At 52.5% G+C, this 14,102-nt stretch carries 13 protein-coding genes and 2 tRNA genes; 6 read left to right on the forward strand and 9 right to left on the reverse strand.

The window, feature by feature from the left end; all coding sequences use genetic code 11:
• Window positions 1-331: 331 nt before the first annotated feature.
• Together AACZ64_RS11390 and AACZ64_RS11395 are read right to left on the reverse strand one after the other, a co-directional pair.
• Window positions 332-408 (reverse strand) — tRNA-Asp (locus tag AACZ64_RS11390).
• Window positions 409-428: 20 nt separating this feature from the next.
• Window positions 429-504, reverse strand: a tRNA-Val gene (locus AACZ64_RS11395).
• A 118-nt stretch (window positions 505-622) separates the two neighbouring features.
• Between AACZ64_RS11395 and queD the strand changes: the two genes are divergently transcribed.
• Window positions 623-985 carry a 6-carboxytetrahydropterin synthase QueD gene (gene queD / locus AACZ64_RS11400; RefSeq protein WP_339640124.1) on the forward strand — a complete coding sequence of 121 codons (363 nt, stop codon included), beginning with the start codon at window positions 623-625 and terminating at the stop codon, window positions 983-985.
• Between the two features lie 13 nt (window positions 986-998).
• A complete protein-coding gene (thpR, locus tag AACZ64_RS11405) occupies window positions 999-1,514 on the forward strand; it encodes an RNA 2',3'-cyclic phosphodiesterase (RefSeq protein WP_339640117.1) in 516 nt (171 codons plus the stop codon).
• Here thpR and AACZ64_RS11410 read toward each other — a convergent pair.
• The 6 genes from AACZ64_RS11410 to AACZ64_RS11435 all read right to left on the reverse strand — a co-directional run bounded on the left by AACZ64_RS11410 (window position 1,511) and on the right by AACZ64_RS11435 (window position 8,034).
• The gene (locus tag AACZ64_RS11410; protein WP_293614880.1) at window positions 1,511-2,413 is read right to left on the reverse strand and encodes a TIGR01777 family oxidoreductase; all 903 of its coding nucleotides are present in this window, start codon (window positions 2,411-2,413) and stop codon (window positions 1,511-1,513) included. The two genes, thpR and AACZ64_RS11410, sit on opposite strands and share 4 nt — an antisense overlap.
• A gap of 78 nt (window positions 2,414-2,491) precedes the next feature.
• The gene (locus AACZ64_RS11415) at window positions 2,492-3,844 is read right to left on the reverse strand and encodes a phosphomannomutase CpsG (RefSeq protein ID WP_293614881.1); all 1,353 of its coding nucleotides are present in this window, start codon (window positions 3,842-3,844) and stop codon (window positions 2,492-2,494) included.
• 61 nt (window positions 3,845-3,905) lie between these two features.
• Entirely contained in the window at window positions 3,906-4,838 is a 933-nt protein-coding gene (gene galU / locus AACZ64_RS11420; RefSeq protein ID WP_293614882.1) for a UTP--glucose-1-phosphate uridylyltransferase GalU, read from the reverse strand.
• A gap of 218 nt (window positions 4,839-5,056) precedes the next feature.
• On the reverse strand, window positions 5,057-6,376 hold the full coding sequence (gene mgtE, locus AACZ64_RS11425; protein ID WP_293614883.1) for a magnesium transporter: 1,320 nt from the start codon (window positions 6,374-6,376) through the stop codon (window positions 5,057-5,059).
• Window positions 6,366-7,220, reverse strand: coding sequence for a hypothetical protein (locus AACZ64_RS11430; protein ID WP_293614884.1), 855 nt, complete (start codon window positions 7,218-7,220; stop codon window positions 6,366-6,368). The genes mgtE and AACZ64_RS11430 overlap by 11 nt, the downstream gene beginning before the upstream one ends.
• On the reverse strand, window positions 7,207-8,034 hold the full coding sequence (locus AACZ64_RS11435; protein WP_293614885.1) for a hypothetical protein: 828 nt from the start codon (window positions 8,032-8,034) through the stop codon (window positions 7,207-7,209). The genes AACZ64_RS11430 and AACZ64_RS11435 overlap by 14 nt, the downstream gene beginning before the upstream one ends.
• A gap of 447 nt (window positions 8,035-8,481) precedes the next feature.
• On the opposite strand from AACZ64_RS11435, the gene AACZ64_RS11440 reads away from it, so the two are divergent.
• The 3 genes from AACZ64_RS11440 to AACZ64_RS11450 all read left to right on the forward strand — a co-directional run bounded on the left by AACZ64_RS11440 (window position 8,482) and on the right by AACZ64_RS11450 (window position 12,127).
• Window positions 8,482-10,920: a vitamin K epoxide reductase family protein gene (locus tag AACZ64_RS11440; RefSeq protein WP_293614902.1), complete on the forward strand. Its 2,439-nt coding sequence runs from the start codon at window positions 8,482-8,484 to the stop codon at window positions 10,918-10,920.
• A gap of 386 nt (window positions 10,921-11,306) precedes the next feature.
• Window positions 11,307-11,732: a CBS domain-containing protein gene (locus AACZ64_RS11445; RefSeq protein WP_293614886.1), complete on the forward strand. Its 426-nt coding sequence runs from the start codon at window positions 11,307-11,309 to the stop codon at window positions 11,730-11,732.
• A gap of 74 nt (window positions 11,733-11,806) precedes the next feature.
• On the forward strand, window positions 11,807-12,127 hold the full coding sequence (locus tag AACZ64_RS11450) for a rhodanese-like domain-containing protein (protein ID WP_293614887.1): 321 nt from the start codon (window positions 11,807-11,809) through the stop codon (window positions 12,125-12,127).
• 69 nt (window positions 12,128-12,196) lie between these two features.
• Here AACZ64_RS11450 and AACZ64_RS11455 read toward each other — a convergent pair whose 3' ends face one another.
• Window positions 12,197-12,658: a hypothetical protein gene (locus AACZ64_RS11455; protein WP_293614888.1), complete on the reverse strand. Its 462-nt coding sequence runs from the start codon at window positions 12,656-12,658 to the stop codon at window positions 12,197-12,199.
• Between the two features lie 744 nt (window positions 12,659-13,402).
• Here AACZ64_RS11455 and AACZ64_RS11460 point away from each other — a divergent pair.
• On the forward strand, window positions 13,403-14,101 hold the full coding sequence (locus AACZ64_RS11460; protein WP_293614889.1) for a DUF5666 domain-containing protein: 699 nt from the start codon (window positions 13,403-13,405) through the stop codon (window positions 14,099-14,101).
• Window position 14,102: the final 1 nt, after the last annotated feature.

The raw sequence follows: 14,102 nt of genomic DNA on the forward strand, positions 1-14,102 counted from the left end.
ATCAAGGTAGAGTAAAAGAGGCTGAAAAGAAAGAGATCATTTACCCACGCGGACTTAAAAAAGCAATAGGAGAAACGCTATGGTTCAACAACAACAGGATAAAAAACCCGCACGCCTCTTACCGTCACCCTGGTTATCCAGGCCTGACCTGGTAAGGCAATATGGACAGGGGCAAGAAACGGACCGGCCTGACCCGCACTCTGGATAAACCCCGCCCGTCGTTCCTCCGGCCCTGATTGGCTGCGCCAATCGGTCGAACCCCTTCGCGGGTTCTCGTCCCTGAAAGTTCTTCCCATAAAAAAACCACCCGGGTGGGTGGCTTTTTAAAATATGGCGGACCGGACGGGACTCGAACCCGCGACCTCCGGCGTGACAGGCCGGCATTCTAACCAGCTGAACTACCGGTCCGCAAAATGCTACTTTTACACTGGTGGGTGGTACAGGGGTCGAACCTGTGACCTACGGCTTGTAAGGCCGTCGCTCTACCAACTGAGCTAACCACCCTCCTCAGAGAGAGGCGCATTCTACCGAAATATCGGTCGGTGTCAAACATTTCAGTTGCAGGTTTGTGTACAAGGAAAGATCCGCAAATTACCATAGGCCAACTTTTCAAATGACCGGTATACCCATGGAAATTTTCAAGGAATTTACCTTTGAGGCAGCACACCTTCTACCCAATGTGGCAGAGGGACATAAATGTGGTCGGTTGCACGGGCACTCCTACCATATCAGGCTTTATCTGAGCGGCACCGTCGGCAAACAAACCGGCTGGGTAATGGACTTTGGCGATCTTAAAGATTACTTCAAACCGGTCTATGACCAACTCGATCATCATTATCTCAACGAGATCGACGGACTGGAAAATCCCACCAGTGAAAATATAGCCAGATGGATCTGGGCACGGTTAAAACCGACGCTCCCCTTGCTGAGCAAAATCGAGGTTCGGGAAACCTGCACGTCCGGCTGCATCTACTGCGGCGACTGACTTGGTAATCCTTGTGCGACTGTTCATCGCCCTGCCACTCACAGAAACAGTAAACCGACTGCTGGATGATATTTGCCAACAACGGTTGAACGATGCCAGTCGCTGGGTGCCTGCACAACACCGCCATCTGACATTGAAGTTTCTCGGTGAGCAAACAACCGAGCAGACCGCCATTGCCGAACGGATCGTCCAGGCCCTCTGCGCTGAACAATTTGACTTATTGCTGAAAGCTGTGGAGCGATTTCCAGGCAGGGAAAGTCGGACTGTCGCCGCCATTCCCGAATATTCGACGTCATTGATGGCACTGTACCAGCAGCTTTCCACATCCCTTGCTGCCAGCGGCTTTGAAACGATGCAGCAGGCATTCAGGCCGCACATTACGTTGGGAAAAGCCTCCGCTAAACCCAGTGCAAAAATCAACCTGGATATCGATATCTGTTTACCTGTTAGGCAGATAACCCTGTTTCAGAGTCAACTGACAGCCAATGGACCTTTGTACAGCCCTCTGGCAACTGTAAACCTGCGCTAAACAATATCCCCAAGCGCTTCATCCAGTTCGGAAAAATGGAAGGAATAGCCGGACTCGAGCAGTTTTCGCGGGCACGCCCGCTGCCCCGTCAGCAATAACTCCCTAGCCATTTCACCAAACAGCAGTACTGCCACGGGTTCCGGCATGGGGAAGATGGTCGGACGGTGCAGCGCAGAACCGAGCGCCGTGGTAAATTGACGATTCGTCACCGGATTCGGGGCCGTGGCGTTGACCGCTCCCTGCAGAGCAGATTGTTCTAGGCAATAAAAAATGATCGCCACTTCATCGGCTATATGAATCCAGGGCATCCACTGCTTACCAGAACCCAGGCGGCCGCCCAATCCCATACGGAAAGGCAACAACATTCGACTCAGTGCGCCACCACCAGCCCCCAGCACTATGCCGGTCCGCAGGTAGCATATCCGGGTTCCCAGCGAAGCAAACTGTGAGGCACTCTGTTCCCATTCCAGACAAAGACGGCTGGCAAAACAATCGTGCTGAACACCATCCTCCCCCAGCGGCTCGTCTTGGTGAGGGCCGTAATAGCCTACGGCGGAACCGCTGACCAATACCGAAGGTGGTGCAGACGCTTTCTGGAAATGCTCGAATAACCGGTTGGTAGTGCCGACCCTGCTGTCTATGAAGGCCTGTTTGCGCCGGTCATTCCAGCGACCGGCAACCAGCGGTTCACCAGCCAGATTGACGATATAGTCGATGGGTTGTTCCGGAGACAGGGCGTCAAGATTCCCAATAAACTCGACACCGGGAAGTTTTTTTAGTGCCTGTTGTGGGTCACGACTCAGACCAATTACCCGGGCACCCCTGGATAGGGCCTCACGGCAGAATCGGCTGCCGATAAACCCGGTAGCACCGGTCACCAATACTGTTTTATCCTGCATGACACGCTCCCGGAAATGATTGGTTGATTTACTGATTCCGAACCGGCCAATCGCACTCAGTGCGCCATACCAGTTACCTCAATCGGCACCCATCAGGCTGAGTAGCTCAAGGGTTTTCTGTTCCATCAAGGCCCGGTCACTGGCTTCCACATTGAGTCTGACGACTGGCTCGGTATTACTGCTGCGCAGATTAAACCGCCAATTAGTATAGGCCACACTCAGTCCGTCCACCCGTTCGATGCTCACTGCGCCATTGCTGTAGTGTTCTTCAAGTAGTGTCATCACTTGTTGGGGATCATCAATACGGCGATTCAGTTCACCGGAACAGGGGTAGTCTTCCACCATTGACTGAATCATGGCCGACAGGGGCTGACCGGTCACACTCAGCAACTCGGCCACTAAAAGCCAGGGAATCATGCCACTGTCGCAATAAAAGAAATCCCGGAAATAATGGTGGGCACTCATCTCACCGCCATAGATGGCATCCTGCTCACGCATGACCTGCTTGATAAAAGCATGACCACATTTACTTTGCACCGCCTCACCAGCAAATTCCCGGCAGACCGCCTGGGTATTCCAGATCAAACGGGGGTCATGGACAATCTTTTCTCCCGGATGCTTGCGCAGAAACGCTTTTGCGAGCAACCCGACAATATAGTAGCCCTCAATAAATTCGCCCTGCTCATCGAACAGAAAACAACGATCAAAATCCCCATCCCAAGCCAGGCCAAAGTCGGCGCCAGACGACTTCACCAGATCACTGGTGTGATGGCGGCTCTCCGGCAACAACGGGTTTGGAATACCGTTGGGAAATTCCCCGTCCGGGTCATGATTCAACTTGATCAGCTCAAAGGGCAAAAAGCTTTCCAGCGCATCGAGCACAGGACCGACTGCACCATTGCCGGCATTGACGACGATTTTCAACGGCCGAAGTTTGTTTCGCTCCACATACGAGAGCAGGTGTTCAATATAGGCACCGGAACAACTGATACGACGATAGGTCCCACGTTGACTGGGCTCTACCGGAGAAAAATCTGTTTCTTCGGCCAATGCCTGGATCGCCTTCAGCCCGGTATCGGCACTGATCGGCCTAGAGCCCTCCCGCACCATTTTCATGCCATTATAATCAATGGGATTGTGGCTGGCCGTCACCATGATGCCACCAGACAGATTGAGGTGCGCCGTCGCAAAGTAGATTTCCTCGGTGCCGCACAGTCCAATATCCAGCACATCGACGCCTTCATCGCGCAACCCCGAGGCCAGCGCACTTTTTAACGTCGGGCTGGAGGTGCGGATATCCCCGCCAACCACCACGGTTTCAGGTTTCAACCAGCGGGCATACGCCCTGCCAATACGGTATGCAATCTCTACGGTCAGCTCGGAACCGAGCCGGCCCCGAATGTCGTATGCCTTAAAACAGGTAATTTTCATAATACTCACATCACAGGGACACCCACCCCACACCGGTATGGTGTCATCACAAAGGGTCAGACTATTGGCGCGGTTTTTCCAATGTCGCTGGAGCATCAACATGGCGATTGTTTTTGAGGTATTCTTTAACCCCTTCGCCAATTTCATCATGCTGCAGGGCATAGGCAATATTGGCCTGTATGTAGCCAAGTTTACTGCCGCAATCATGACTGCGGCCAACAATCCGGTAGGCCTCTACCACCTCCTGTTTGAGCAATTCTTCCAGAGCATCCGTTAACTGGACCTCGCCACCCACCCCGAGCGGCGTTTTTTCCAGCAGTTCCCAAATGGTCGGCGACACCACATAGCGCCCCACAACAGCCATGTTAGACGGGGCATTCTCCGGTTTCGGTTTTTCGACCATGCTGTGAATTCTCGCCACGCCGCCGGCCATCAACTCGACGCCCTGGCAATCGACAACACCGTATTTGTTAACGTCTTCCCAGGGAACCGCCTCCACCATAATCTGACTGTGACCTGTGGCGGTAAAGTTATTCACCATGGACGATAAATTGTCTTTTTTCGAGTCCGCCCGATATTTGTCCACCAAAACATCCGGCAACAGAATGGCAAAAGGCTGATCACCTACCACCGGCCTCGCACAGCTGATCGCATGTCCAAGGCCCTTTGCGTAGGGTTGCCTGACCGAAATGATGGTCACCTCCTGGGGCACGATCGAGCGGACATCGTCTAGCAACTGGCGCTTGACCCGCTTTTCCAGCTGCGCCTCCAGCTCAAAACTGGTGTCGAAGTGGTTCTCAATGGAGTTCTTACTGGCATGTGTGACCAGTACGATCTCGGTAATGCCCGCCGCAATAGCTTCATTGACGACGTACTGGATAAGCGGCTTGTCCACCACCGGCAACATTTCTTTTGGAATAGCCTTGGTGGCCGGCAACATACGAGTGCCCAGCCCGGCGACAGGAATAACAGCCTTGCGTACAGTTAGAGTCATATCGGGGGAAATCCATTTTTGGGTAATTAAAGGTGCTGCACCATTGCATACACCGTATTGATGAGTCGAGCATCGGCAGTTGACAGCACCAATCGGTGGCTATTATGCCTCACTAGTCCGGCCTTTGCAGGCAACAGGACCGCGAAACCCAACCTGGTTATCAACGACGACCGGCCCCACCAGAAGATTACTATCCTCCCGCTTTACCGGGTAAGTTGCTACAGCAGCCCCGACAGCAGTGCCGCGATCCCCAGAAAGGCAAAAAAGCCGATAATATCGGTGACCGTGGTAAGAATGATGGAAGATGCCTGTGCCGGGTCCTGACCCAGCCGCACCAGCACAATCGGCACCACCGCACCGGCAAAACCCGCCGCGATCATCGCCAGCACCATCGCCGAACAGATCACCAGCACCAGCCCGATTGACTGGCTCCAGACGAATACGCCAATACCGCAGGTCACAGCAATACCAATACCGTTTATCAGGCCCACCCGCACTTCCTTGAACATCACCCTGAACCAGTGACGAACCGTGATTTCACGCAATGCCAGACCGCGCATGGTAACCGCCAGAGCCTGTGCCCCGGCATTACCCGATTGGCCAGCCACCACCGGCAACAGCACGGCCAGAGCCGTAAAGCTGGCAATCGTGCTTTCGAATATTCCCACCACCGATGCGGCCAAAAAAGCCGTGAGTAGATTGACCTGCAGCCAGGGCATGCGCTTTTTCACGGCAAACAGTGGCTTCGACAGGGCGCGTTCTTCACGGCTGGCACCCACCATGGCCAGCACATCGGATGACATGTCCTCCTGGGAAACCTGAACCAGACTGCTGTGGTGGATAATACCCAACAGACGACGATCAATATCAACCACCGGCAAGTCGAGCAGTTGATGTTTTTCAAACAACTCGGAAATCTCCTCTTTTCCTGCGGTACCCGCAACCACCGCCGTAACCGGTTTGGCAATCGCCCCCAGGGATGTGCCGGGATCGGCGATAGCGATGTCCTGCAAGTGAACCTTGGCGCTCAGGCGACCCTCGGCATCAACCAGAAAGACACTGCGCGCAGTCTTCAGTTGGCGCTTGCGGAGAATTTCCAGCGTCTCTGAAATGGTCATGCTGTCCCGAAACACCAGGGCACGGGTATCCATCAAACGGCCGGCACTGTTTTCCGGGTAGCTCATCAGTTCAGCCAACTCCCTGCGGATTGACTCGTCCAGGGTCTTCAGCAGGGCATCCCGTGATTCGTCATCCAATTGACCAATCATCCGCACCGAATCCAGAGGTGGTAGTTCGCTGAGCAGTTGACGGCTGTGCCCTTCTGGCAAACAAACCAGAATCTCGGCAGCGACATTGGGCGTCAAATACCGCCACAGGGATAAAAGCACATATACGGGCTGCAGGCTCAGCACTGCGGCCACATCCCTCGGAGCCAGCGCTTCAATTTTCAGGGCTGCATCCCTGGGATAATCCAGCAGAAATTTGCGGGTCAATGCCATATCAACCGCGCGGGGATCCGGGGAAGCATTAGTCGTCATGGTATGCCCCTTCTTTATCAGACAACCAGGTTGCATGACTGCCCGGTGCCATTTGTACCATACCGGTCGCAGTGACAATCATGGCGCGGGCAAGGTGGGACAACAGGGAATCGCCCAGTGAGGCATCCGCTGAAGGGGCCTTCTCCAGTGCCGTACGCAATACTGAGCGCGTCACAGTCCCAAGGTAAACACCACTCGAATTGCGGACCGGTAAAACGGGGTAACAGTGCCAATCAGACAGATTGACAGCCATCTGGATGCTCATCTCTGCGGCCAGCGGTTGCTGCGCAGAATCCATCAATTGACCCAGCATTTGCTCATCGGAGCTGGCCAGCAGCTTATCCAGGCCGATCATGCCAATCACCTGATGGGATTGATTGATAACCACCAGGCTGGTACCAAACGAATCCGAAGACTTTTTCAGTAACGCCAGACACTCACCGGCCGGGAGCTCAGAGTAAAAACCCGGTGTGGACATATCCATCCAGGCACCAACCGTGTTTTCCTGATAAATCAGCGACACACTCAAAGACCGGGAAAGCTTGGCGGGCAGCACCGCCAGCAGCTCGGTGCGCCGTGCGCGCTGCTGCAAGCGCAACAGGGCAGCAACCGTCTGGTAAGGGAGCTGCGCAAAAATCGCGGCATTCTGTTCCAGTGATAACTGGTCGAGAATGCGCGATGCCGGCCATACCTGCATTTCCTGCAGCACAGGGGCAACAATCCGGACCGGCACCTCCTGCAGGTAAATTGCCGCCTCTTGATCCTCCAGCGACTGCAACACCTGGGCTGCGGCCTCGGGCTTACTGATGAGAAAATCCAGACTCAGGGGATTAGAGTTCGTCATCCATCGTCTCCCGGGTAATCACACTGAAAGACTGTTGCATACAGAGCCGGGCCGGAATCAGTTTTCGGCCATCAGCCGTTTCCACCACCATTCCGGTGGCAGTGAACTCCAATACCCTGCCCCGCTCATTGCCGGTCTCGACAATCTGCCCGGGCCGGACAAATTCCTTGAGATGACGCGTTGCGATGAGATTCTCCACCAGCGGTCTGGCACCGAGGCCAAAGGCCAGAGAAAATCCCGTCAAAACGGCAGCAAAACCAATACCAAACAGAATGACCAGGAAACTGACATCGACGCCCACCTGGCCAAGCCCCATGACCACGCCGACAATAACAAAAGAGATCTGCGCAATCTGACCGAGCAGCGCTGCCTGGGCAATATCGGCTGAGGCCGCCGCATGGGTGATCAGATGGCGTACCACACTGCCGAGAATAAAGCCGCTGATAATAATCAGGCCACCCGCCATCAGAGAGGGCAGATACACCATTAAACGGTCGAGCCAGACAGTCGCCCCGGCAACGCCCACCACCCTAATGGCGACAATGGCAAATATCAGAATAGTGGCCCAGAACACCACAAAACCAATCAACCTTTCTGTGGCAGCCGGTATGCGGACAAAGTGAAGGTTTAAGTTTTGTAACTGGCGATCCAGCAGATGATTGAGGGTGCGGATAAAGCGGGTAACCAGCAGATGTAAAAAACGGGCCAGCAACCAACCGGCCAGCAATAACAGTAATCCACCCACCAGATTGGGAATATGAACGATCACCGAAGTTAAAACATCCAGAATTTGTTGCTGGATTGATTCGAGCATGGAGTGCCCCTTTGTCAGATTCAATCTGCCTGTTGAAACCAATCTGCCTGTTGAAACACAACCGCCTGTGTCAAAACTGACCGGAAACCCACCAACCCGGAATCACTGTCAACAGGTACCTTCAACCTTAGGTGAGACTAGCACTGTTTATATGACCAATGGAAATATCCCGGCAAGCCGAAAATAGCGCAAGAGATATGGTTTTACCCCATTTACCATTTTCTCAACGGCACTTCCAGTTGGAACAAATACAGATTATGAACTAGATTTTTATGTGTGTAGGGCAACAGCAGCATTATCCAGCAACATCGTTTCATCACTGCATATATGACGTCAGTGGCGTCGGGCGGGTGAAAAAAGCCCGCACCATGTCAGTCAATACAATTTGTAGAGAGGACCCTTATCAAGAACACCAGGCAAAAGTCATCTAACAAACCCATTGTTGTTATTACCGGTGCGGGTGGAAATATTGGCACAGCCCTGACAAAAAAGCTCAAGGCAAACTATCAGGTTGTGGGGATGGATTTGAAGCCTGATAAATGCGATATCGTTGCCGACCTCACCTCTGCAGATTCTCTCCGTCTGGCATTCAATCAATTGCATCGAGAGCATGGCGACAAAATTGCGGCAGTTATTCACCTGGCGGCCTACTTTGATTTCACCGGTGTCAAATCGGTTTTATATGAAGAGGTCAACGTCGAGGGAACACGCCATCTACTGGATGCCCTCGAGCCCTTTGATGTGGAGCGCTTTATTTATTCAGGCACCATGCTGGTTCACAAGCCGGTGTCGCCGGGTGAATATGTAACGGAAAGTTCCCCCCTGGCCCCCGGCTGGGCCTACCCGGAATCCAAGGCTGAAACTGAAGAGGTGATCCAGCAATACGGTGAGCGTATCCCCTACACGCTTTTGCACCTGGCAGGCCTCTACGACGAAAACACCGCCGTGCCAACACTGACACACCAGATTGCTCGCATCTATGAGCGCGCCATGGAGTCGCATCTGTATTCCGGAGACCTGGATGCCGGTCAGGCATTCATTCACCTGGAAGACATGCTGGAAGTCTTCAAACGCTGTGTCGACAGGCGTAAGGAGATGCCGGCTGCCTGTACCCTGCTGGCAGGAGAATCCGAGGTGATGAGTTACAGGGAACTACAGGACACACTGGGGTATCAGATCCACGGTGAAAAGCAGTGGAGTACATATACCCTGCCTGAGTCTATTGCCAAAGCGGGAGCCTGGGTTCAGGAAAAAGCCGAACCTGTGGTGCCCGATGCACTGGACCATGGTGAAAAGCCTTTTATCAAGCCTTTCATGATCAACCTCTCTTCCGATCACTATGCTCTGGACCTGAGTCGGGCCAAACAGCTTCTCGACTGGGAGCCCCGACATTTCATAGGTGATGAATTGCCCAATATGGTTGGAAACCTTAAGAAGGATCCGGCTGCCTGGTATCAACACAACGGTATCCGGCCCCCCGACTGGATGCTTGATGCGGCAGAAAAAACCGACAAACCTGAAAGGCTGCGGCGTCGGCACGAACACTGGTACCGTGAAGAGCATGCCCGCAACCTGTGGGGACATCTGTTCAATATCGGTCTGGGTTTCTGGCTGATAATGTCCGTTGTACGCCTCGATTACCAATCCACAGGCATGATTTACAGCGACATTCTCGCCGGTTGCGCCATTGTTGTGTTTGCCTTTTTATCCCTGTCCTGGTCTCTGCCAGCAGCGCGCTGGGCCACTGCTGCTGTGGGCCTCTGGGTCATGTCGGCCCCCCTGCTGATGTGGGCCCCGGAGCCTTCCGCCTATCTCAACGGCACTCTGGTAGGAAGTCTGGTGGTCGGCTTTTCAGTATTACTGCGGCCCGCCCCCGGCGTGTCACCACTGGCAGCCATGACAGGGCCGACCATCCCGCCGGGCTGGCACTATTCCCCGTCCGGCTGGTTCCAACGACTGCCCATTATTGTCCTGGCATTTATCGGGTTTTTTATTTCCAGCTACATGGCCGCTTATCAGCTAGGTCATGTGGATGGGCTGTGGGAGCCCTTCTTTGCCGGCGCTGTGCCGGGGGACAGTAAGAACGGTACCGAAGAAATCACTACATCGTCGGTTTCCGAGGCATGGCCAGTGCCCGATGCCGGCGTCGGAGCCCTGGTGTATTTAATGGAAATTCTCGTGGGTGTGGCCGGTTCAGCCCGGCGCTGGCGGACCATGCCCTGGCTGACCACACTGTTCGGCATTCTTATCGTACCGCTGGGGGCGGTATCCATTACCTTTATTATTATCCAGCCAATCCTGCTGAATACCTGGTGCACTCTGTGCCTGATTGCCGCCACGGCCATGCTCCTGCAGATTCCACTTTCCGTGGATGAACTGGTAGCCACTGGTCAGTTCCTGTGGCGTCGCAAGTGCCAGGGCCACTCCCTGCTGCGAGTCTTTATCTTTGGTGACACCGATGAGGGCCGCGTACAAAAAAACGCCGGGGATAGTTTTCAGATGGTCTCACTCAGAACAGCAGCGAGAGAAGTTTTCAGTGGCAATGTCAGGTGGTCCTGGGGATTGGGAACCTGCATTGCCGCAGGTGGTTTGCTGATGTTAAGTCGTATTCTATTCGGGGTGGAGGGTCCTCTGGCGGATGCTCATCACTTGATAGGAGCTTTACTGATCACTCTTTCAGTGACTGCTTTGGCGGAAGTGGCAAGACCTGTTCGGCTAGTCAATATTTTCCTTGGGCTAGGGCTCCTGATTTGCACTTTTATTCTTGAGGCCGGGTTGCTGGCCACCATGGCGAGCCTGGTACTGGCGATAGTCATCATAGTTTGCAGTATTCCCCGTGGGCCGGTGAAGGGCTCGTATGGTAACTGGAATCGGATTATCTTCTAGGTGAAACCATGGAAGGGCACTGCAGTGCTGCCGAAAACATCCTGAAGAGCCAAGTGTAGTGGAACAACAAGAGTCCTGGCTTTGGTTGGGCAACTTCTCGGTGAGGTGAGGGACATCTAATGTACTTGCTGGACAATATTTTTACACTTGCAATTCCTTGACCGTCCAGAAGAATTTTACTAAACCTCTCTGAACAAACTACAAATTTTAAAAATCAAAGTAACAGCGCAACAGATAAAAATACTGGATTGCCAGTAATGTTTTTATCGGGCGTTACACCATGCCTTTATTCCCATAGATTGGAAAACCGGAAAAACTAGCGTCGTTTTTTCTGATGTTATATATGGCATTTTCTTTTCACCATCAGGCAATGAGGAGATCTTATTATGCAAGTTCAGCAAATCATGAGCACTAGTGTGGAATACGTGCCCACAGACACCACGCTCGCGCAGGCGGCAAAATATATGCGTGATCTAGATACCGGGTTTTTGCCTATCGGTGATTCACCCCAAGGCAGATTGCAGGGAGTAATTACCGACAGAGACATCACTGTTCGTGGCGTTGCAGCAGGCAAGAATCCTGAAAACACAACGGTAGACCAAATGAAAACGGACAAGATACTTTATTGTTTTCAGGATGAACATGTAAATGCTGTCGCAAATAATATGCAGGATCAGAAAGTCTATCGCCTGATTGTTCTGAACAATCGCGACGAAAAGCGTTTATGCGGTGTTGTCAGCCTGGGCGACATCGTACGCCATGACAGTGCCAAACTGGGTGGCGAAACCGCTCGGGAAATCAGCCAGCATTAGGCCCGGTTTACAGTGCAGCCGCCGCCCTAATCAGGGATGGCATTTTGTTCAGCGATGATTTTAGGAGTAAACCTATGCAAACGATCAGTCGAGAGGAACTGGAAGCCATGAATGGCAGTGAAAAAAGGGATTTTGTCTTGATCAACGTGTTACCTCGCGAGGACTTCAGGCAGGAACATATTCGCACCTCCATCAATATTCCAAAGGCTTCCGAGGATTTTAGCGATGAGGTGGAACGTGTGGCAGGTAGCAAAGAGCGGGAAGTGGTACTTTATTGCGCCAATTTTGACTGTCCGTTATCTACCGAAGCGGCCAGAGAGCTGGATGAGAAGGGCTTTAATCATGTATATGATTATGAAGGTGGTAGTGCTGACTGGTTAAAACACCGCCACTGAGACCCTATCTTAAACTCACCTGACCGGGGGCAGGCCTCCGTGAGGCTGACCATATTCTGTCGGCGCAGTTTACATATCATGAATCGAGTCGGCCCTGCGGGTAAATGCCCGGCCCTCGGCTTTTTCCAGTTGCAAGAGATTTTCCAGTAACTCGCAGGCCTCTTCTGCGGCCACCTCATGCAAGGCTCCCTCCATTAAATTAATCTGGTAGCCGTGTAACTTCTGACCCAGTTGGCCGATTTGCTCAACCGTACCGGCTCCTTCTGCCCTGGCTGCAGCCACGAGATCCTGTGGGTCCTCCTCCAGGGTGAACTGCATATAGGTATTGAGGGTACCGGTTGGCGTGCGATGGAGAAATTCTCCTAGCAATTTCGCCATCTCTAACTCCTTGTCGGCCATCTCCCCCAGTAGAATCCTGCAGCGCTCGTCAGAGCTCTCATTCTCCAGTGAGCGGTACAATTCGGCAGCCTGATGATGAATCTCGATGGAATTGTGAATCAGGCTTTCCAGCGTTTTAAACGTCGTGTTCATTGCTTGTTGCTCCTCGTAGTCATATACACTTCTGCCAGTCGTGCTTCTTATCCAGCAAAGGCTCCGGAGCCTCCCCTAAGGGATGGCCAGTCGTCCATGGTTCGCTTCCGAACAAGTCGCAAGCTATCCCGGCTACTTTGTCCAGCCTGTGATTATTATCAGCTATTCAGGTGGCGAACCAGCATCAGATTGTCGAAAAGGTCTAAAGTCTGAGTTTGGGACATTCTAGTATTCTATGCCTGATCGAGACAATGTAACCATTGTGGTGACCACGCCACTATCCGGGAATTAGTGAAGACTTTCCCGGGGTGGAGATACCGATACTGTGCGGTCAGGACACGGCTGAAAACCCTGAGCGCTACGCTTACAGTTTGCAAGACCCAGTCGCTTGAACTACGTTTACAGGTATGTCTCGCGGATCAACTAAACACTGTCGGGAACAAAATAAATCAGAAAATGTCGAGAGACTTAACCACACTGTTTAATTGATGGAGGAATTTTTAAACAGCCTATGCCAAGCAATCGATGCCAATGTATAGCAGCACAATTGTTCGAAGCATCCAATCAATCATTTGACTCAATACGCCTTACCAAATACAGGTGGGCTTCCGAGCACCCTACATCCGATAAGTCCCCTGTAAAACTCTAATCAGATTTTTTATGACAGGCTGAAGGTCCAGCGGCCTGCCCTGTCAATGTCTTTCGTGTAACTGTTAATCACTCAAACGATACGGAGGTATCATTATGATTTGCCGTACTTTTAATACCCTGCTAATGATGTTGGTCATAGTGTTTTCCATCGGTGCTTACGCTGAAAAACCAATGGAAAAACTAACTGAAAAACCAAAGAGCTACCCGGATGGCACATGGCTCAACATTGACGGGACCGTTAATCGTGTCGGTCCGAACATGTTTGTCCTCGACTACGGTGAAGGCAATATCACTGTCGAGATGGACGATGTCGATAGGGATGCCGATGCCTACGTGCTGAAAAAAGGTGACAAAGTACGCGTCTCCGGCATGGTGGATGATGACCTGTATGAAAGCGCCACAATTGAGGCCGGCAGTGTCTATGTGGAAAATCTTGGAACCACCTTCCACGCCAGCTCCATGAAGGAAGAAGATTCGTACCTCTCGGGGAACACGCCCGTGGTTGTTTCCCGCGGTACGGTACAGGGGCGTATCACTATCGTAGCTGATGACAGTTTCACCCTGGATGCTGACGATAGAAAACTCACGGTTAAGGTAAACACCATGCCCTATGATCCGCTTGATAACGCAGGCTACCAACAACTTAAAGTGGGCGACTACGTATCGGTTACCGGCACCATTCAGCGTGGCTTTTTTGACCACAAAATCCTGAAAGCCACCTCCGTCACTACTTTTTTTGACGGATCAAAGCCACGTACAACCCCACAATTCTCGACAGATCCCAATCTTTAAC

Origin of the sequence: uncultured Porticoccus sp. (genome assembly GCF_963975625.1) — a bacterium.
Classification (GTDB): Bacteria; Pseudomonadota; Gammaproteobacteria; order Pseudomonadales; family Porticoccaceae; genus Porticoccus.